Raw genomic sequence first — 20,201 nt, forward strand, 5'->3', positions numbered from 1 at the left:
ATGTCGCACCCCTGCCAAGGTCTGCTCAAGGTCCCGCTCGACCCTAGGAGATGTGCCATGCCCCGATGGCGGATGCCGGTTGCCGCGCTCTCAGTCGTCTCGCTCCTGCTCGGCTCCGTCACAGCCGGAGCCACCCCGCCAACTCCCGTCCCGGCAGCCGCTGCGACCACTGCGGTGGTCGGCCCGATCGGCAGCGAGAAGATCACCCTGATCACCGGCGACCAGGTCACCTACCGCTTCACCGCGGACGGTACGCCGGTCGACGCCGACGTCACCGCCGCCCGCCGGGAGGACGGCCGACCGATCGTCTTCACCCTACTCCGCGAGGGCGACCAGTACTACGTCTTCCCGTCCGACGCGACCGACCTCGTCACCACCGGGCGCCTGGACCGCCGCCTCTTCGACGTCTCCTACCTCACCAAGTACGGCTACACCGACAGCAAGGTGTCGTCCCTCCCACTGATCCTCCAGTACAGCGCTGCCACCGCCAAAGCAGCCACAGCCGCAGACGCGCTACCGGCGACCAGCAACGCACGGGCACTGACCAGCATCCGTGGAGCCGCGGTCAGCGTGGCCAAGACCCAGACCGGCAGCTTCTGGGCGGCCGTGGACACTCCAAGCGCCAGGACCCTTGATGCCGGTGTTGCGACGGTCTGGCTCGACAGCAAGGTCCAGGCCAGCCTGGACGTGAGCGTGCCGCAGATCGGCGCACCGGAAGCCTGGCAGGCCGGCTACACCGGGAAGGGCGTCAAGGTCGCGGTACTCGACACCGGCATCGACGCGACCCACCCGGACCTGGCCGGCAAGATCGAGGCGTCACAGAGCTTCATCACCGGAGAGGCCGTCACCGACGGCCACGGCCACGGAACCCACGTCGCCGACACCATCGTCGGGTCAGGCGCGGCCTCGGACGGCAAGTACAAGGGCGTCGCGCCGGACGCCAGCCTGTTGATCGGCAAGGTGCTGGACAACGCGGGCAGCGGTCCGGCGTCGAGCATCATCGCGGGGATGGAGTGGGCGGCCGCACAGGGCGCGGACGTGATCAGCATGAGCCTGGGCGGCTGTTGCACCGACGGCACGGACCCGATGAGCCAAGCAGTCAACGACCTGTCGGCGCAGTACGACACTCTCTTCGTAGTGGCCGCAGGCAACGACACGCTGCCGATGACGGTCAGCTCACCCGGTGCGGCCGACTCGGCCCTCACCGTCGCGGCCGTCGACCGTCAGGACCAGCGCGCGTCGTTCTCCAGCCAGGGACCCCGGCTGACCAACTACGGCCTGAAGCCCGACATCTCCGCTCCTGGTGTGTCGATCGTCGCGGCCCGTGCTGCCGGGACGTCACTCGGTACGCCGGTTGGCGACAAGTACACGACCCTGAGCGGTACGTCGATGGCCACCCCGCACGTATCTGGAGCAGCTGCCCTCTTGGCCCAGCAACACCCTGACTGGTCCGGCCAGCAGCTCAAGAGCGCACTGATCAGCAGTTCGAAGAAGGTCAACAACAGCGCGTACGAGGTGGGCGCCGGGCGGGTCGATGTCGCTCGTGCCGTGAAGCAGGGCGTCTACAGCACCGGCAACCTGGACTTCGGCATCCTGCCCACGCCGTACGACGCTCCGGCCACCAAGACCATCACCTACGTCAACACGACCCAGGAGCCGGTCACACTCAACCTGACTGCGTCGATGACGGCCACCGAGGGCACAGCACCCCAGCTGCAGGTGCCCGAAACCGTCACTGTGCCTGCGAACGGCGCTGCTCCAGTCACGGTCACCTTCGACACCACCGGGCCGCGCACCTGGTACCAGGGTTCGATCACTGCGACCGCCGGCGATCTACAGCTGCACAACGCCGTGGCGGCGTACCTGAAGCCCAACAGGTACAAGCTGACGGCCAATATCGTCCTGCCGGCCGGGGCGACGGACGTGCGCTACAACACCTGGAACTTCCTGCGGCTGGACGACCTCAAGGACCTGGACCTCGGCAACAACGCGCTGTTCGCACCGGGCGCGCAGACCGTCGCCGGATCGCTCGACGAGGGCACGTACGCCGTGCAGACCTCGATCAACTGGCGGGACGCTCAGGGCAACCCACAAGTGACCCTGCTGACCGATCCGCAGGTCGACGTGTGGTCGGACGTGAACGTCGTACTCGATGCCCGGACCGCCACGAAGGCGAGCACGCGGACGCCGCGGGCGTCGGCGGCTGCGGAGACGCAGACCGGGTACGTGCAGGCGTCGGCCGGTGGGTCGCGCAGTCTCCGTGTAAGCGCGTCGTCGGTCTACAAGCAGGAGTGGGGTCTCTGGGCAACACCGACCAAGCAGGTCACCGTGGGCCGGTTCCTGTGGCGTGACGACCGGCTGCTGACCACACCGCTGGTCGCGATGACGGCCGGGGGACTGGTACTCGACGCGAAGTACCTGACCCTTCATGTGCAGGACGCTCGCTTCAACGGGCTGAAACGGCTGCCGCTGGTGTTCGGTACGCCGGTGAAGGGTGCTGTCGTACTGCTCGATGTGTCGGACCTCTGTCCGGCGACAGCCTGGACCTGTCGTGCCGGCGTGCTGGACCGGGTGCTCGACGCACAGAAGGCTGGTGCGGCCGCCGTACTCGTGTACGGCGCAGTCGGGCGAGCGATTCCGGTCGACGACGCACAGGACGCGATCGAGACACCTGTCCCGGCGCTGACGCTGCCTGCTGAGCAAGGGCAGGCACTCAAGGATCGGCTGGAGCGCGGCCGGGTGACTCTGACCGTCGTGGGTACGGCGACCATCCCGTACGTCTACTCGCTGTCGTACCCGGTGGAAGGCCGTATCCCGACCAGACTGCAGAAGTCAGTGACCTCACGAGACCTCTACCAGTTCGACAGCCGCTATCACGCTGACGCACCGGCTGAGCTCGACCTGAGCTGGGCTGCCGCGATGAAGCCCGCACGGAGCCTCGGTTCGATGAAGCTCACCATGCGGGGCCCCGGCACCCTCACGGAGTACGTCGGCCCGATGCAGGACGGCGTACTGCGCAGTCGCGGGGTGAGCATGACGTACGACGCTCCAGCCGACATGGCCGCGTTCCACCGCAACGGGTGGATACAAGGCCGCCAGGACGTGCTGACACGGCCTGGCCGTCGTACGGACATCTTCGGTGCACAACCACTGGTCCACGCCGCGTCGCGAACAGTCACGCCGGAGATGAACGAGTACTACTGGCAGCTGTGCCAGTCCTGCCGCAGCGGCAATCTCTTCCTGCCATGGCACATCAAGGACAGCGACGGCCTGGGCGGTGGTACGCAGACCTACTACTCCACCGACATCCTCCGCGGCGAACCACAGGCCAAGCTGCGGATGTGGGGTCCGGACGGCAAGGAGCTACCGGTCGAGGAGGGCTACTGGCTCTTCTTCATCGCCTTCATCAACATCCCGTACGTCGTTCTGCCGGACGAGCCGGGCCGATACCGGCTGACCGAGAGCTATCCGGCGCCGTACAAGCCGCAGCGCTGGGCACGCACGGTGGAGTCGGAGTGGACGTTCACCACCGGCAAGCCGACCAACGGCTTCCCCTATCGACCACCACTCGGCGTCGGCGTCCACTGTGGGACCTGGGACGCCTTCACCAGGCTGGGAGCGCCGGACAAGGGCAGCTGCGAGCCGAACAAGCAGCTCTACCTGGGCTACGACCTGGACCTGCGGCTGGACAACACACTGCCGGCCGGACGCGCCCACGAGATCACGATCAGCGGCTACCACCACTCCTACCTGAGCAGCGACCCCGAGCTGACCAGTCTGAAGCTGTCGGTCAGCTACGACGACGGTGTCACCTGGCAGTCGGTCCGGACGAAGAAGTCCGGTCGGAGCGAATACACCGCCGTACTCAAGCACCCGAAGCTGCAGAGCACGACCGGTGCGGTCAGTCTGCGAACGGAGGGTGTGGACGCCGCCGGCAACACGATCAAACAGACCGTGAAGCGCGCCTACGGCCTCACCGCACGGTGAATCGGGACACACTCTGAGGGGAAGTGAGCCGGGTCACCGGAGCGTCGGCGGGTTTCGCCGTACGCTGCCGGTGACCGGCGGGTAACCCGAGGAGAGGGAACGGTGATGGCGGAGCAGAGCTTGCGCAGCAGGCGGTCTTGTCTGGCGACCCCGGGATCGAACCCGCGGTTCCTGGCCAAGGCGAAGGGGCTGGACGCCGACCAGGTGTTCCTCGACCTGGAGGACTCGGTCGCGCCGATCGCCAAGGTGGACGCGCGCAAGAACATCGTCGCCGCCCTGAACGAGGGCGGCTGGGGCACCAAGATCCGGGTTGTCCGGGTGAACGACTGGACCACCGAGTGGACCTACGCCGACGTGATCGAAGTTGTCGGCGGAGCTGGTGCCAATCTCGACTGCATCATGCTCCCGAAGGTGCAGACCGCCGAGCAGGTGGTCGCGCTCGACCTGCTGCTGACCCAGTTGGAGAAGGTGCACGGCCTGGAGCCGGGCCGGATCGGCATCGAGGCGCAGATCGAGAACGCGCTCGGCCTGACCAACGTGAACGCGATCGCGCAGGCGTCGCCGCGGGTCGAGACGATCATCTTCGGCCCGGCCGACTTCATGGCCTCGATCAACATGAAGTCGCTGGTGGTCGGCGAGCAGCCGCCCGGGTACGACGTGGGCGACGCCTACCACTACATCCTGATGCAGATCCTGATGGCCGCGCGGGCGCACGGGAAGCAGGCGATCGACGGGCCGTACCTGCAGATCAAGGACGTCGACGGCTTCCGCCGGGTGGCCGGCCGGTCGGCCGCGCTCGGGTTCGACGGCAAGTGGGTGCTGCACCCGGACCAGATCGCCGCCGCGAACGAGGTCTACTCGCCGCGCCAGGACGACTACGACCACGCCGAGAACATCCTCGACGCCTACGACCACTACACCTCGGCGGCCGGCGGTGCCCGCGGCGCGGTGATGCTCGGCGACGAGATGATCGACGAGGCCTCCCGCAAGATGGCCCTCGTCATCTCCGCCAAGGGCCGCGCTGCCGGCATGACCCGCACCGACATCTGGCAGCCCGCGGACTAGGCCGGCGCCACCTGCGCCATGATCGCGAGCAGGTGCCCATCGGGGTCGGGGAAGAACGCCATCCATTCCTCGACCCCGTTGTCGTGCTTGTGGATCAGGTGTGGCGCGTTCTCGAACTCCACGCCCCGCCCGCGCAGTTCGTCGTACGCGTGCTGGATGTCGTCCACCCGGAAGTACAGGACCGAGGGCTCGCCCACCGGCCCGTCGTTCGCACTGAGGAACAGCCGGGTCCCGCCGCAGTCGAAGAACGCGAGATCCCCGAACGTGTACAGATGCGGCAACCCGAGCACCTTGCCGTAGAAGTCGACCGCGGTCTGGATGTCACCGACCGGCCGGGCGATCTGCCCGATCACACCTAGCTGCACTGTCATGGCCGGGTCTCCTTGGTGTCGCAGGGCACTGTCCACGGGTACGCCGCGCCAGGTCCGAAGCTCGGCCCGGCGGTCCAGGCCGAGCTTCAGCAACGCGTTCGCGACGTGGAACTTGACCGCGTCGAGGCTGATCCCACGCCGGCGCGCGATCTCCCGGTTCGACATCCCGTGCCGCACCATGTCGACCACCCGCCACTCGGCCGGTGTCAGTACGTCGGGATGCCGGGGCCGTCCACGTGTACCCACACCCTCAAGCTAGCCCCGCGGACGCCGAATTACCCTCCCCCGGGAGGTCAGCGGGTCCAGACCTTGTAGATGTGGATGGGCTTGGCGGGCGGCCCGTCCTGGTCGGGGTCGGCGATGCCGGCGGCGACCATCCGGTCGAAGGTGGACATACCGAAGACAACCTGGCCCAGGACCGTGTAGTTCGGCGCGATGTTCGCGAACGAGTGCACGACGAAGAACTCACTGCCGTTGGTCCCCGGTCCTTGGTTGCCGTAGGCAACAGTTCCGCGAGGGTAGGTCTCCTGGCCGGTGACCTCGTCCGGGAACTTGTACCCCGGGCCGCCCTCCTCCTGGCGGTAGATGTCGCCGCACTGCAGCACCCCGAGCCGGGCCGAGTTGGTCAGCCGGAAGCACTGGGTGAAGTCGTAGAACCGGCTCTTCACCAGGTGCACGAAGTTGTGCACCCCGCAGGGCGCGTTGGTGCGGTCCATCCGGACCACGAACGGTCCGTAGTTGGTCACGAAGTACACGTCGACCGTGCCCTTCGCCCGGGCGACCGGGGACGGGATCCGGACCGGTTTGGCGGCCGGGTTCTCCGGCGTCGGCGTGAACTCGCACTTCACCACCGGCTTCGGGTGACCCGCCGGAACGGGGGCAGCGGTGGCAGTCGTGGTGGTGGTCAGCGTCGCGGCGACCAGGGTGGCCGCGATCAGGGCGGTGATTGATCGCTTCATGCGCTCACCGTAGTACTTCCATCGCTCTCCGCAGAGGTTTCGGGTGCGGACTCGATCTCGGCGCCCGGGCCGCCTAAGGTGTTGCGGTCCGCTGCGGAAGGTGTTGTGTGTGAACGGCGAGGTACTGGCAGGGCGTTACCGGCTGCAGACTCTGTTGGGCAGAGGCGGCGCGGGTGAGGTATGGCAGGCCGAGGACACCGTGCTGGCCCGGCAAGTCGCGGTGAAGCTGCTCCGGCGGCTCGACGGCGACCCGATGGACGCGGTTGTGCGTTTCCGCGCCGAGGCGCAGGCAGCCGCGCGATTGATGCACCCGAACGTCGTCGCGACGTACGACGTGGGCACTGCGGACGAGCACGTGTTCCTGGTGATGGAACTCGTGTCCGGCCCGGATCTGGCGCAGTTGATGCGTACTGCGGGCCTGCCGAGCGGCAAGCTGGTCACCGACATCGCCACCCAGGGCGCACGTGCACTCGACGCGGCGCACGCGGCCGGCATCGTCCACCGGGATGTGAAGCCCGGCAACCTGCTGCTGGCGCCGGACGGCACGCTCAAGATCACCGACTTCGGCATCGCCAAGGGCGCCGGCACGGAGACCACCGGTGTCGGAGTGCTCCTGGGTACGGCGTCGTACGTCTCACCGGAGCAGGTCCGCGGCCAGTCGGCGACCCCGGCCAGCGACTGGTACTCCTTCGGCTGCGTCCTCTACGAACTCCTCAGCGGTACGCCGCCCTTCACCGGACCGGACGTGGAGTCGGTGATGCGCCAGCACCTGGACGCTGCCCCGGAGCCCATCACGCGGACGGACGTGGAGCCGGCGCTCGGCAACCTGGTGCTCCAGATGCTCGCCAAGGACCCGGCGAACCGCCCGTCGTCAGTTGATGAGGTAACCGCCCTCCTGACCGCGGCCCCCAACACACAGGTGCTGCCACTGCTGCCTGCCAACGACGTGCTCGAGGTGGGGAACTGGGAAGAGGAGGAGCCGGCCGCCACCGGGACGCACCGGGCGCCGAAGAAGGCTTTCCCGTTCGCCAAGGTACTGGTGCCGGTGGGCGTCGTGCTGGCCGCTGTGGTCGGCGGTCTGATGCTGCGGGAGAGCGTGACCACCGACCCGCCGGCTCAGGCGGTCGGGACCCCTTCGGCCCCCGCGACCCAGGCGACAGTGGCTCCGAAGGTCAAAGCGACTCCGAAGCCGACGCCGTCGAAGACTCCCAGCAAGAAGCCGTCGCCCAAGCCCACGCAGACGCAGAACCCACAGGCCGCGCTCGTGCAGACGCTCCGGACGCTGGCCGCGCAGGTGCGGCAGACCCAGCAGGGGAGCCGGAGCAAGGCCCCGCGCGAGGCCGCGAACGACCTCGATCGGGCCGCGGAGGCGCTGGACCACGGGAACACCGAGGCGGCGGCGAAGAACTTCTACGACGCCCGGAGGCGGCTGATCGAAGCCCAGCAGAACCACCGGTGGCAAAGCACTCCGCAGATCTCGGCACTCTTCACCGCCGTGAGCCAGGTGCTGCCGCGGCCGGACGGCGACGGCAATGACGGCGACGGCGAGCGCAACTAGGGTGACTGGCAGGCTGTCCGTCGTACCGGCGTGAGGCACGCGACCTCTGGCAGGTGGCCGGTGTCACAGCGGGTGTCCCCCTCGTGCCGGGATGCTGAGAACCGCGATACTCGCGGGTAAGGCGCACCGACACCCAAGGAGCCGACGATGAGCAGGTTGCAGCAGACCGACGGGCTGACCGACATCCAGGATGAGATCCTGAAGACGGTCCGCGCGTTCGTCGAGTCGGAGATCCTCCCGGTCGCCACCGAGCTGGAGCATCGCGACGAGTACCCGACCGAGATCGTTGAGGGTCTCAAGGAGCTCGGCCTGTTCGGCCTGATGATCCCGGAGGAGTACGGCGGCCTGGGTGAGTCGCTGCTCACCTACGCCCTGTGCGTCGAGGAGATCGCCCGCGGCTGGATGAGCGTGTCCGGCATCATCAACACCCACTTCATCGTCGCGTACATGCTGCTGCAGCACGGCACCGACGAGCAGAAGCAGAAGTACCTGCCGCGGATGGCGACCGGCGAGGTGCGCGGTGCGTTCTCGATGTCCGAGCCCGGCTGCGGTTCGGACGTGGCCGCGATCAAGACCAAAGCCACCAAAGACGGCGACAGCTATGTCGTCAACGGTCAGAAGATGTGGCTGACCAACGGCGGTTCGAGCAACCTGGTCGCCGTCCTGGTGAAGACCGACGAGGGTGCGGACTCGGTCTACAAGAACATGACCACCTTCCTGGTCGAGAAGGAGCCCGGGTTCGGCGAGGTGGACAAGGGTCTCGTCGTGCCGGGCAAGATCGAGAAGATGGGCTACAAGGGCGTCGACACCACCGAGCTGGTCTTCGACGGCTACCGGATCGACGCCGGCCAGATCCTCGGCGGCGTACCGGGTCAGGGCTTCTACCAGATGATGGACGGTGTCGAGGTCGGCCGGGTGAACGTGGCCGCTCGCGGCTGCGGGGTGGCGCGGCGCGCGTTCGAGCTGGGGATCGCGTACGCGCAGCAGCGGGAGACGTTCGGCAAGAAGATCGCCGAGCACCAGGCGGTGCTGTTCCGGCTGGCCGACATGGCGGTCAAGGTCGAGGCGGCGCACGAGCTGATGGTGAAGGCGGCGCGGAAGAAGGACGCCGGGTCCCGCAACGACTTCGAGGCCGGCGTGGCCAAGTACCTGGCCAGCGAGTACTGCCACCAGGTCGTGGAGGACTCGTTCCGGATCCACGGCGGGTACGGGTTCTCCAAGGAGTACGAGATCGAGCGGCTCTACCGCGAGGCGCCGATGCTGCTGATCGGCGAGGGTACGGCGGACATCCAGCGGATGATCATCGGCCGCCGGCTGCTGGAGGACTACAAGCTCTGACCGGCCGGCGTGCTGGGTCGACAGGCGGGGCGGTGCCGGTCGGCCCAAGCACGCGGCGGGGCAGGGTCTAGGCGGTCAGACGGGACTGTGGTTGGGGCTGGCGGAGCGTGCCGGAGCCGTAGCCGGACAGGAGCCAGATCCCGAGCTGGGTGACCTCGTGCCGCACGGACGCACCGGCCCGGCGGGTGGTGATGAGGCCGGCCTCCCGCAGTACCGTCGCCTGATGGCTGGCCGCGGCCGGTGAGATCTTGCAGCGCTTGGCCAGCTCAGTCGTCGTACAGCCCTCGACAGCGGCTTCCAGCGCGGCCGCCCGGGTGGAGCCGAGCAGGGAGCTCAGCGGCTCGCTCGACGGGACTCCGTCCGTCGGCTGCTGCCGCAGGATGCCGGGCGCGTGCTGGATCGGGTAGACCAGGATCGGCTTGAGCTCCGGGTCGCGCAGCTTGGTCGGCACCTGCCAGCAGAACGCCGACGGCTGCAGCTGGATGCCCCGGCCGTCCAGGTAGAGATCGCGGTCGTGCATGTCCAGCACCTGCAGCACCGGCGCCACCCACCGCACCCGCGGGTGCAGCGTCGACAGCAGCCGGTCCACCCCGTGCCGCGCCAGTGCCTCGCCGCGATGCGCGTGGTCGGCCGCCACATGCGTCCCGATCGACTTCCAGTACGGCGCGATCGCCGCGGCGTGGTAGGTCCGGATCGCCCGGCCGAGCTTGTGCAGCGAGGCCCGCTCGCCCTGCGCCAGCTCCCGCGTCCACGGCGACATCGGGCGGTACTTGCTCAGCAGCTCCAGCTGGTTGCGGATCTCCTGGCGTGGGGTCGCCAGCGTCATCTCCAGCGTGGTCTCGAAGTCCGGCGCGGCCTCGGCCGGGGTGAGGAAGTCAGGGGAGTAGCCCTTGGGCGGGGTCAGCTCCAGCAGCAGCCGCATCTGGTCCGGCGCGACCGTGGCCCGCACGTGCCGGCGCCAGTCGTCGAAGACCAGCCGGCCGTCGGACTGTTGCAGCATGTGCAGGCTGAGCAGCACCTCCCACAGGTGGGCGGGAGTGGCGGCGACCGTGACGCGGGCAAGATCTCGTGGGGTGAAATGAATGCGAAGCACGGCGGAGGGCCCTTCCTGGTCATACTCCGTCCGATCGCAGAACGTGATAGCCCACTGACCGAACGCGATGGCCGCATCTAATCAAGGCGTCCCGACGCGCCACAACTGTTTGAACCATCCAAAAGCTCGGCAAAGGCGGCCATGGCAGAAGGTTGCCAGCGGGCGGCTCAGAGCCAGTGGTTGCGCTTGAACAGCCGGTAAAGCACCGTGCACGCGGTGGCCATCACGCCGAGAACGACGAAGTACGCGTACTTCATCCGCAACTCCGGCATGTAGTCGAAGTTCATCCCGTAGATCCCGGCGATCATCGTCGGCACCGCCAGGATCGCGACGTAGGCCGCGATCCGCCGCATGTCCTCGTTCTCCGACACCTGCACCTGGGCCAGGCCCGCCTGCAGGATCGAGCTGAGCAGTTCGTCGAACGAGATCACCTGCTCCTTCACCCGCAGCAGGTGGTCGTCGACGTCGCGGAAGTAGTTCCGGGTCTCGTCACTGATCAACGGGTGACGCAGCGTCGACAACGCCCGCATCGGCCCGGTCAGCGGCGCCACCGCCCGCTTCAGCTCCAGCACCTCGCGCTTGAGCTGGTACACCCGGTCGATCCGCCGCCAGCCACGCGGGGTGAACATCTCGCTCTCGATCAGGTCGATATCAGCCTGTACGGCGTCCGCGACCTCCAGATACCGGTCGACCACATGGTCCGCGATGGCGTGCAGTACGACGCCCGGACCGGCGGCCAGGTGCTCCGGCTCCTGCTCGAGCCGCTGTCGCAGGCCGGTCAGCTCGCTGTGCTCGCCGTGCCGGACGGTGACGACGAACCCGGGCCCGCAGAACACCATGACCTCACCCGTCGCCACCACCTCGCTGGTGGCGGTCAGATCCCCGTGCGGCACGTACGTGACCGTCTTGAGTACGGCGAACAACGTGTCGTCGTACCGCTCGAGCTTGGGGCGCTGGTGCGCCTCGGCGGCGTCCTCCAAGGCCAGCGGATGCAGGCCGAACTCCTCGCCGATGATGCTCAGCTGCCGCTGGGTCGGCTGGAACAGCCCGATCCAGACGAATCCCTGCCCGCGCCGGGCCCGGGTGAGCGCCTCGGTGTAGGAGTTGACCTTGGTGTCGCGGCGGCCGGCCCGGTAGAACGCCCAGTCGACCAGAGCGCCGTCCAGCTTGCCGCTGGCGACCAGATCGCCCGGCTCCGGGACCCCCGGGGAACGCCGGGCGAAGACGCGTCCCATCCGGCGTGTCGCACCCATGTCCCACCGTCGCCCGGTCATCACCGGCGAGGCTATCAAGGCGCGGTAACCAGGCGTCGGCAATGATGGGGGTGGAAGCACGTGGAGAGGAACGACGATGACCACGCAGGGCATGCCCTCGATGGACCCCCGGCCGAGCGGCCTGACAATCGGGACCTATGACACCTACCGGGAGGCGCAGCGCGCTGTCGACTACCTCTCGGACGAGAAGTTCCCGGTCGAGCACACGACCATCGTCGGCAACAACCTCCGTCAGGTGGAGAAGATCACCGGCCGGCTCACCTGGGGCAAGGCGCTGACCGCCGGACTGGCCAGCGGTGCCTGGTTCGGTCTGTTCGTCGGCCTGCTGCTCGGCCTGTTCACCTCCGGCAACTGGATCGCCGCGGTGCTGACCGGTGTGGTCCTCGGCGCCTTCTTCGGCCTGGTGTTCGGCGGCCTCGGCTACGCACAGTCGGCCGGCCGGCGCGACTTCACCTCCCGCACCGCGGTGGTCGCGACGACGTACGACGTATTGTGCGACTTCAAGTTCGCCGAGGAGGCCCGCAACCACCTGGCCAAACTCGCCCTGAAGGGTGAGGTCAACCCGCGGATCGCCGAGCACCCGGTCCAGCAGCAGACCCCGATCCAGCAGCAGACCCCGTTCCAGCAGCCGCACGACTGACGCCGTAACCGGCGGCACCGGGTGACGAAGGTCTCGCCCGGTTGAGAGGTAGGCCACGCGCGGGCTACTGCCCAGTCACGTCCGGATTCGGCAGCATGGGCTCCGGGACGGCGTTTGACTCAGAAGGAGCCGAGAAGATGCAGTTCGGGCGTAGTTACGAGGAGTTCGAGGTCGGGGCGGTCTACAAGCACTGGCCGGGCAAGACGGTGACCGAGTACGACGACCACCTGTTCTGCCTGCTCACCATGAACCACCACCCGCTGCACCTGGACGCGAACTACGCGGTGGAGACCACCCAGTTCGGCGAGAACGTTGTGGTGGGCAACTACATCTACTCGATCCTGCTCGGCATGTCGGTCCCGGACGTGAGCGGCAAGGCGATCGCCAACCTGGAGATCGAGTCGCTGCGGCACGTCGCGCCGACCTTCCACGGCGACACCATCTACGGCGAGACCGTGGTGCTGGACAAGTGGGAGTCGAAGTCCAAGGACGACCGGGGTGTGGTGTACGTCGAGACCAAGGGCTACAAGCAGGACGGCACCGTCGTCTGCCTGTTCCGCCGCAAGGTGATGGTCCCCAAGAACAACTACCTCGAGGCCCGCGGCGGCGAACAACCCGGCCGCCCCGTCCCGATCGACCGCGACTGACAACAGACGAGCGGCCTGCCCGGGGGAGGGGTGAACCCGGAGCAGACCCGCTCGCCTACCGCGGACCGGTCGTCTAGAGGAACAACTCGATCACCGGGACCAGCACGTTCGGCTTCTGGATCGGGAGCTTCAGGGTCAGGACGTCGGACGAGACGCCGCCCATCGTCGTGTTCTGCGCGGTCTGGTGCGGGTCGTTGACGATGCGCTTGATCTCCGAGGCGTCGTTCAGCAGCTGCGCGTACTTCACCTTCCCGGCCAGTCCGGGCAGGTGCACGTGGCCCATCGGCCACGAGAACAGGTGCAGGTAGAGCCGGTCACCCTTCTGCGTGTACCGGCAGTCGCCCGGCGCGGTGAATTCGCTCGGCCGCGCCCCGCGCACCGACCGCTCGTGCAGCCGGAACCACTCACCGATCGAGGACAGCGTGGCCAGCGCCCGCGGGTCGAACTCACCCCGTCCGGTCGGACCGACGTTGAGCAGCAGGTTGCCGTCCTTGGAGACCGAGTCGACCAGCATCTTCACCAGCAGCTCGGGCGACTTCCAGTCCAGGTTGTCGCGGTCGTAACCCCAGCTGCCGTTGAGGGTCTGGCAGGCCTCCCACAGCACTGGCTGCCCGTCGCGCGTCATCGGGCCGTCCGGCTGGTACTGCTCCGGCGTGACGAAGTCGCCGGGGATGTCCAGCCGGTCGTTGATCAGGATGTCCGGCTGCAGTTCCCGGACCATCGCCATCAGTTCCTCGGACCGCCAGTCGTCCCGGCCCTTGCCGTGACCGTCGCGGCCGTCGGGGTACTTGCGGCCCGGGTAGGAGAAGTCGAACCACATGATGTCGATCGGCCCGTAGTTCGTCAGCAGCTCACGGGTCTGCGCGTGCAGGTAGTCGGCGTACACCTGGACGTCCCGGCCGGCCGCCTTGGCGATGGCCTCCTCGTCGTCGCGCTGCGGGTGGACGAGGTCGATCGGGAACTCGGGGTGGTGCCAGTCGATCAGCGAGTGGTAGAACCCGACGCCGAGCCCCTCGGCCCGGCAGGCCTCGACGAACGGCCCGACCAGGTCCTTGCCCCACGCCGTCTTCGTGACCGTGTAGTCCGACACCTCGGAGTCCCACAGGCAGAAGCCCTCGTGGTGCTTCGTCGTCAGTACGGCGTACTTCATGCCGGCCTCACGCGCCGCGGCGGCCCACTTGCGCGGATCGTAGAGGTCGGGCTCGAAGTGGTCGAAGTACGGCTGGTAGTCCTCGTCGGTCAGCCGCTCGCGGTTCTTCACCCACTCGTGCCGGGCGGGCAGCGAGTACAGGCCCCAGTGGACGAACAGGCCGAACCGCCAGTCGCGGAACTTCTCGACGGATGCCGCGGGGGGCGCGTCGGTCATGTCAGCACTCCTTGAAGTAGTGGCATTTCTATCGGCCGCCCAAACCGGTGACGAGCAGGCCGCGGACAAGATGTTTCTGCAGCAGGATGACGAGCAGGACGGTCGGCAGCATCGCCAGCACGGACGCCGCCATCATCAGGTTCCATTGGGTGCCCTGCTGGCCGATGAACTGGGCCAGGCCGAGTGGGACCGTGCCCTTGTCCTCGACGCTGTTCACGATGATCAGCGGCCACAGGAAGCTGCCCCAGAAGCTGATGAAGGTGAACACGGTCAGGACCGCGATGGCCGGCCGGGCCAGCGGCAGCATGATCTGCAGGAACGACCTGATCGGCCCGCACCCGTCCACCCGGGCCGCTTCCTCCAGCTCGGCCGGGACCGTCAGGAAGAACTGCCGGAGCAGGAAGGTGCCGAACGCGGTGAACGCCCAGGGCAGGATCAGCGCCCAGTAGCTGTCCACCCAGCCGAGCGACTGCATCAGCCAGTACATCGGCACGATCAGCACTTCCTGCGGCACCATCAAGGTGCCCAGGAACAGCACGAACAGTTGCTCACGGCCCCTGAACTTCAGCCGGGCGAACGCGTACGCCGACATACTCGACGCGATCACCACGACCACGGTGCCGGCGATCGCCACGAAGATGCTGTTCATGAAGTAGCGGCCGAACGGCGCGAAGGTGAACGCGTCGGCGTAGTTCTGCCAGCGGATCTCGGAGCCGAACAGCTCGGGGGTCGGGGTGAACACCTCGTCGGCCGGTTTCAGCGAGGTCGAGACGGCGTACACCAACGGCCCGAGGAAGAGGATCGCGACCAGGATCAGCAGGATGTGCGAGACGCCGCTGCGGACCTTGCGGACGGCGCTGCCGGTATCAGACGTCATAGTGCACCCACCGCTTCTGGCCGATGAACTGGATCGCGGTGATGCCCATGATGATCACGAACAGCACCCAGCCCGCGGCCGACGCGAGTCCCATGGTGAGGAACTGCCAGCCCTGGTTGTAGACGTACATGACGATGGTCTGGGTGGACACACCCGGACCGCCCTGGGTCAGGATGAACGGCTGCGCGAACACCTGGAACGAGGTGATCAGCGTCATCGTGGTGGCGAAGAAGATCGACGGGGTGATCATCGGCCAGATGACGTACCGGAACCGCTGCAACGGCCCGGCGCCGTCGATCTGCGCCGACTCCAGTTGCGACTGCGGCACCTGGTCGAGGGCGGCGGAGAAGACCAGGAAGTTGTAGCCGAAGCCCTGCCAGACCGACATCGCCACGATCGACAACATCGCCCAGTTCGACGACCCGAGGAAGTTCGGCGCGGTCACGCCGAACCAGCTCTGCATCCCGGTGTCGATCAGGCCGCCCGGCTGGAACAGCAGCCGCCAGACCATCACGTTGGCGACCATCGGCGTCATCACCGGGATGAAGAACAGCACCCGGAACGCCTGCCGGCCCCTGATCTTCGGCCCCAGCCAGACCGCGAGCCCGAGCGAGACGACCACGTTCAGCGGTACGTACAGCACCACGAACAGCGCGGTGTTCAGCACCACCCGGCGGAACACCGGGTCGTTCAGCAGGTGCGTGTAGTTGTCGATGCCGAGGAACTGCCGCTCGCCGAACACCGGCCAGTCGAACAGACTGATCCCCAGCGCCATCGCGGTCGGGAACAGCGTGAACAAAGCCAGCCCGAACAGGCTCGGCGCCAGGAAGAGCCCGGCATACCGGCCGTCCCGTCGCAACGCGGGCCGGCGCCCCACCCGCTGCGTCCCGGGCGGGACGCTGGGCGGGGCAACGGTCGTGGTGTTGATGGTCATGGGGCCTCCCGGCCTGGACTGAGGAGCGCAGGGAGCGAAGCGACTGGAGCGACGAGGGAAGGCCGGGAGCCAAGGCCCCATGACCACGCCGGTGCCGGAGGCCCGGCCATGTGCACAGCCATCAGGAGCCGGCGCCTGCCTGGTCCTGGATGGTCTTCAGGGCCTGCTCCGGCGGGATCTCACCGTTCAGCGCCTGCGTCCCGAACCGGTTGAGCAGGTCGGCCACCTGGACCCAGTTCTTCGAGGTGACCAGCGGGATCGAGTTCTCCGAGGCGTAGTCGATCGTCTCCTTCGCACCGTCGATCCCCGCCGCGGTGAACCAGGCCGGGTGCGCGGCGATCCGGGCCGGGTACGCGCGGCCGGCCGCGGCCAGCGTGGTCAGCGGCTTCTCGCTCGTCATCGACATGATCGCCTGGAAGGCGGCGTCCGGCGTCTTGCAGGACCGGGAGATGCCGAAGCCCGAGCCGGCGGTGTACGTCTTGGAGCCGTCGGCACCGGCCGGGATCGGCGCGATACCGAGCTGGAACTTGACCTTGCCCTTGGTGTCGATCAGCGACCACGGCCCGTTCAGCTGCATCGCCGCCTTGCCGCCGACGAACTGCTGGGTCTCGAAGTCAGGGTTGCCGCCCGGCACCTGCGGCGCGATCTTGTCGGTCTTGACGAAGTCGGCGTACTCGGAGAATCCCTCGGTGAACTTCGCGTCGGTGAGGTTCAGCTTGCCGTCGGCCAGCGGCTCCGCGCCGGTCAGGGTCCGCACCCAGGACGTGACGCCCAGGTCGCCGGGGGTCGTCACCAGGCCGCTCTTCCCGGCGGCGGTGAGTTTCTTCGCGGCCGCCTTGAACTCGTCCATCGTCCAGCCCGGCTTCGGCTCGGCCACACCGGCGGCCTTGAACAGGTCGCGGTTGTAGAAGATCACCATCGGGCCGGAGTCGTACGGGATCGCGATCTGCTTCCCGTCCACCTTGAGGCCGTCCATGATCGGCTTGTCGAAGTCCTCGGTCTTCAGGCCGTACTTGCTCATCAGGTCGTCCAGCGGCAGCATCGCGCTCGCGTACGACGCGGTCCGCAGGCTCTGCATACCGATGATGCAGGGTGCCTTGCCACTGGCCAGCAGGGTGCCGATCTTGGACCAGTAGTTGTTCCAGTCGGTGCCCTGGAGCTTGACGGTGATGCCGGCGTGATCGGTGGTCGCCTGGTCGGCGACCTTCTGCCAGGCCGCCTGATCCTCGGTGCCGCCGACCCAGAACGACCAGGTCAGGTCGGCCTTGTCGGCCGATCCCGCACTGTCGCCACCGCCGCCGCTGCCGTCGTTGCCCCCACACGCGGCCACGGCCGTCAGCGCGAGGGCCGACAGGGTGGCGATCGCCCAACGGCGGGCTCGCGCTGGTGTTCGGTACATCCTGACCTCCAGGGGAACTGGTACCTCGAGAACGAAGTGATTCATCCGATCTATATGACGAACACTTGACATGAGTCAACACTTCATGTCCTTATTTCAGGGTCGAAACGAAAAGCTGAGCGTAAGAAACTCGCCAAGACATCCGATGTGTGCAACGCTGACATCGGATGTTTCCACCGTCAGGTCAGGAGGTGTGCGTGCGGGTCACCGACGAGGCGATCGACCGGATCAAGCAGATGATCGTGACCGGCGAGCTGCGGCCCGGCGACCGGCTGCCGCGCGAGCCGGATCTGGCCGCGCGTCTCGGCCTGTCCCGGAGCTCACTGCGCGAGGCGGTCAAGGCGCTCGCGCTGATCCGGGTGCTCGAGGTCCGTCAGGGTGACGGCACGTTCGTGACGAGTCTCGATCCGGCGTTGCTGATGGAGACGATGGGTTTCGTCCTCGACCTGCACCAGGACGCGTCCGTTTTGGAGTTCTTCGAGGTACGGCGGATCCTCGAGCCGGCCGCGGCCGCGCGGGCCGCGCTGCGGATGGCGGACACGGACATCGCCGCGTTGCGCAAGCTGCTGGACGAGCTCGGCCCGGAGCCGTCGGTGGAGGACCTGCTCGCCAGTGACGTGGAGTTCCATCGGCTGCTCGCGATCGGCAGCGGCAACCGCGCCCTCGCCTCGATCATCGACAGCCTGCGCCAGCCGACCTACCGGGCCCGGATCTGGCGCGGCCTGACCCAGAACGACGCCGTCGCCCGGACGCTGGCCGAACACCGGGCGATCCTCGACGCGATCGAGGGGCGCGAACCGGAGGTGGCCAGGTCCTGGGCGACGGTGCACATTGCCGGCGTCGAACGCTGGATCCAGGAGGCGGTCAATCTTGATGCTGTCGAAGCTCCACCAAGGCCGCGGAAGGCATCGGCAAAGTCAGCTCGAGTGCTGACCCGGTCCATGCCAGCGGAGTACTGACCAGCCGGCTGCGTTCGGCCAGTTCGGCGAGCTGATCCTCGGTCGGCCAGTCACCGATCCCGAGCTCGGCCGCGGCCGCCGAGACATCCCCGACTCCGATGCCGAGAGTGGTGGCCGTGGCCTGCCAGGACGGATCCACCCCTGGCAGCTCGAGGTGAACTGTCCTGGACAGCTCGGGTGCACCGTCGGCCTTGGTCTGGTCGAGGGTGAGATTCCACAGCAGTACGGCGATCCGGTCGCCATCCCGTGAGGCCCACGCCTCCACCAGACTCCCGCCGCCGTCACCGGTCAGCGTCACCGGCAGCTCGACTGGCCCGAGCCGGCTCAGCAGGCTCATCGCGTGGTAGCGCGGTTTCGCCAGTCCACCGACGGTCTGCAGGCCGAATCCGCCGTGCAGGAACCGCGGCGGCCGACCCAGCTCCTCGAAGTGGTCGGACGCGACCCAGTAGGCCAGCGCGTCGACCCGACCGGCCGCCGACCGCATCCCGCGCAGCAGGAACACGCCGGAGAACACCGAGTCGTTGATCGGGTTGAAGTGGGTCGGCGTGACACCCCACTCGGTCCACAGGATCCGCGCGTCGCTGAACCCGTGCCGATCCAGGGAAGCCTGGACGTCGAGTGGCGGACTTCCGTAGGTATGCGTCGACACGAAGTCCACCGGCGATCCGTTCGCGGCCGCGTGTGCGAGCAGGTCGTCGACCCAGCCGGCCGCGGCCGACGACGGTCCGCCGATCGCGAGTCGTGCGTCGACCGACTTCACCGCCGCCGCGGTCGCGTCGTACAGGTGGAGCCACTCGGCCTTGGTGCCGGACCAGAAGACCTCCAGGTTGGCCTCGTTCCAGACCTCGAAGTCCCAGGTGAGCACCTCGTCGAGGCCGTACTTCTCGACGAGGTGTTGCACCAGTGCGCGGACCAGGTCGTGCCACCGCTCGTACGACTTGGGTGGTGAGATGATCGCGCCGTACGCGAATACGGTCTTCGACGGGTCACTGGCCAGATCGCGTGGCATGAAGCCGAGTTCGACCACTGGCCGCAGCCCGATCGCTAGCAACTTGTCGTAGATCGCGTCGACGACGGAGAAGTCGTACGACGGTTCGCCGTCGACCTCGGTGTAGACGCGGGTGTCGTCGTGGAAGATCGCGTGCGCCCGGACCGTCCGGACCCCGATCTCGTCGTGCATCCGCCGGAGCGCGTGCTCCAGTTCGGCGCCGATCTCCCGGCCGCCGCTGCGGTCGGTACAGAGCAGTTGGCTGAGCCGTTCGCTGCCCACCATCGGAGCCCATGGCTTGGGCAGCTGGGTGCCCTCGGCCACCGCGTCCACGGTGACCGAGACCACCGGAACCGTGCCGTCGGCAACCGACGGAACGGCGCCGACGACGGCACTCGCCCGCCCGGCCACGGTCACCTCGGGAACGCTCGCGACCGCGTACCGGTACGGCGTCCCCGGGGTGCACGTGGTGTCGACGTACGGCGGCGCCGGGACCGACAGGACGTCACCGCTGTGGTGGTCGACGGGCTCGAGCGGACCGTGGTCACCGGTCCCGCGCAGGATCAGGTATCCCACCGCGCCGTCCACCGGCGACCAGTCGATGGTGACCTGACCGGCCCCGCCGATCGCGGTGACCTCCTTGGGTGGATCGAGGTCCGGGAAGGCGAACCCCCGTTCCTCGTCGCTGCGCACGGCGATCCGTGCGTCCCAGTCGGCCTTGGCTTCGTCGTGCTGCATAGAGTGTC

Annotated in this window: 16 protein-coding genes; 7 read left to right on the forward strand and 9 right to left on the reverse strand. The window is 67.8% G+C overall.

What is annotated here, in order from left to right:
- The first annotated feature begins 57 nt into the window (after nucleotides 1-57).
- On the forward strand, nucleotides 58-3,987 hold the full coding sequence (locus tag ACGFIF_RS26190) for a S8 family serine peptidase (RefSeq protein WP_393158012.1): 3,930 nt from the start codon (nucleotides 58-60) through the stop codon (nucleotides 3,985-3,987).
- 105 nt (nucleotides 3,988-4,092) lie between these two features.
- Nucleotides 4,093-5,052, forward strand: a complete 960-nt coding sequence (locus ACGFIF_RS26195; protein ID WP_393158013.1) for an HpcH/HpaI aldolase/citrate lyase family protein — start codon at nucleotides 4,093-4,095, stop codon at nucleotides 5,050-5,052.
- On the opposite strand, the gene ACGFIF_RS26200 is transcribed toward ACGFIF_RS26195, so the two are convergent.
- Both ACGFIF_RS26200 and ACGFIF_RS26205 read right to left on the reverse strand, forming a co-directional pair.
- Nucleotides 5,049-5,669 (reverse strand): VOC family protein, encoded by a 621-nt coding sequence (locus ACGFIF_RS26200; protein ID WP_393158015.1) that lies wholly within the window; start codon nucleotides 5,667-5,669, stop codon nucleotides 5,049-5,051. The two genes, ACGFIF_RS26195 and ACGFIF_RS26200, sit on opposite strands and share 4 nt — an antisense overlap.
- A 47-nt stretch (nucleotides 5,670-5,716) precedes the next feature.
- Nucleotides 5,717-6,382, reverse strand: coding sequence for a peptidylprolyl isomerase (locus ACGFIF_RS26205; protein WP_393158016.1), 666 nt, complete (start codon nucleotides 6,380-6,382; stop codon nucleotides 5,717-5,719).
- 109 nt (nucleotides 6,383-6,491) lie between these two features.
- Between ACGFIF_RS26205 and ACGFIF_RS26210 the strand changes: the two genes are divergently transcribed.
- Both ACGFIF_RS26210 and ACGFIF_RS26215 read left to right on the forward strand, forming a co-directional pair.
- Nucleotides 6,492-7,940, forward strand: coding sequence for a protein kinase (locus ACGFIF_RS26210; protein WP_393158017.1), 1,449 nt, complete (start codon nucleotides 6,492-6,494; stop codon nucleotides 7,938-7,940).
- A gap of 147 nt (nucleotides 7,941-8,087) precedes the next feature.
- On the forward strand, nucleotides 8,088-9,278 hold the full coding sequence (locus ACGFIF_RS26215; protein WP_393158019.1) for an acyl-CoA dehydrogenase family protein: 1,191 nt from the start codon (nucleotides 8,088-8,090) through the stop codon (nucleotides 9,276-9,278).
- 67 nt (nucleotides 9,279-9,345) lie between these two features.
- On the opposite strand, the gene ACGFIF_RS26220 is transcribed toward ACGFIF_RS26215, so the two are convergent.
- Together ACGFIF_RS26220 and corA are read right to left on the reverse strand one after the other, a co-directional pair.
- The gene (locus tag ACGFIF_RS26220) at nucleotides 9,346-10,371 is read right to left on the reverse strand and encodes an ArsR/SmtB family transcription factor (protein WP_393158021.1); all 1,026 of its coding nucleotides are present in this window, start codon (nucleotides 10,369-10,371) and stop codon (nucleotides 9,346-9,348) included.
- Nucleotides 10,372-10,538: 167 nt separating this feature from the next.
- On the reverse strand, nucleotides 10,539-11,645 hold the full coding sequence (gene corA, locus ACGFIF_RS26225) for a magnesium/cobalt transporter CorA (RefSeq protein ID WP_393158022.1): 1,107 nt from the start codon (nucleotides 11,643-11,645) through the stop codon (nucleotides 10,539-10,541).
- Nucleotides 11,646-11,721: 76 nt separating this feature from the next.
- Here corA and ACGFIF_RS26230 point away from each other — a divergent pair, with 76 nt between their 5' ends.
- Together ACGFIF_RS26230 and ACGFIF_RS26235 are read left to right on the forward strand one after the other, a co-directional pair.
- Nucleotides 11,722-12,285 carry a general stress protein gene (locus tag ACGFIF_RS26230; RefSeq protein WP_393158023.1) on the forward strand — a complete coding sequence of 188 codons (564 nt, stop codon included), beginning with the start codon at nucleotides 11,722-11,724 and terminating at the stop codon, nucleotides 12,283-12,285.
- 137 nt (nucleotides 12,286-12,422) lie between these two features.
- Complete coding sequence (locus tag ACGFIF_RS26235; RefSeq protein ID WP_393158024.1) at nucleotides 12,423-12,932, forward strand: MaoC family dehydratase; 510 nt, start codon at nucleotides 12,423-12,425, stop codon at nucleotides 12,930-12,932.
- A gap of 73 nt (nucleotides 12,933-13,005) precedes the next feature.
- Here ACGFIF_RS26235 and ACGFIF_RS26240 read toward each other — a convergent pair whose 3' ends face one another.
- The 4 genes from ACGFIF_RS26240 to ACGFIF_RS26255 form a co-directional block, all read right to left on the reverse strand.
- Nucleotides 13,006-14,298, reverse strand: a complete 1,293-nt coding sequence (locus ACGFIF_RS26240) for an alpha-L-fucosidase (protein ID WP_393158026.1) — start codon at nucleotides 14,296-14,298, stop codon at nucleotides 13,006-13,008.
- Nucleotides 14,299-14,326: 28 nt separating this feature from the next.
- A complete protein-coding gene (locus ACGFIF_RS26245; RefSeq protein ID WP_393158027.1) occupies nucleotides 14,327-15,175 on the reverse strand; it encodes a carbohydrate ABC transporter permease in 849 nt (282 codons plus the stop codon).
- Nucleotides 15,165-16,109: a carbohydrate ABC transporter permease gene (locus ACGFIF_RS26250; RefSeq protein WP_393158028.1), complete on the reverse strand. Its 945-nt coding sequence runs from the start codon at nucleotides 16,107-16,109 to the stop codon at nucleotides 15,165-15,167. The genes ACGFIF_RS26245 and ACGFIF_RS26250 overlap by 11 nt, the downstream gene beginning before the upstream one ends.
- Before the next feature lie 121 nt (nucleotides 16,110-16,230).
- Nucleotides 16,231-17,508 (reverse strand): ABC transporter substrate-binding protein, encoded by a 1,278-nt coding sequence (locus ACGFIF_RS26255; RefSeq protein ID WP_393158030.1) that lies wholly within the window; start codon nucleotides 17,506-17,508, stop codon nucleotides 16,231-16,233.
- A gap of 197 nt (nucleotides 17,509-17,705) precedes the next feature.
- Here ACGFIF_RS26255 and ACGFIF_RS26260 point away from each other — a divergent pair, with 197 nt between their 5' ends.
- A complete protein-coding gene (locus ACGFIF_RS26260) occupies nucleotides 17,706-18,467 on the forward strand; it encodes a FadR/GntR family transcriptional regulator (RefSeq protein WP_393158031.1) in 762 nt (253 codons plus the stop codon).
- On the opposite strand, the gene ACGFIF_RS26265 is transcribed toward ACGFIF_RS26260, so the two are convergent.
- On the reverse strand, nucleotides 18,373-20,193 hold the full coding sequence (locus ACGFIF_RS26265) for a xylan 1,4-beta-xylosidase (RefSeq protein ID WP_393158032.1): 1,821 nt from the start codon (nucleotides 20,191-20,193) through the stop codon (nucleotides 18,373-18,375). The genes ACGFIF_RS26260 and ACGFIF_RS26265 overlap by 95 nt on opposite strands.
- Nucleotides 20,194-20,201 lie beyond the last annotated feature (8 nt).

The organism is Kribbella sp. NPDC049174 (assembly GCF_043197365.1).
Lineage (GTDB): Bacteria > Actinomycetota > Actinomycetes > Propionibacteriales > Kribbellaceae > Kribbella.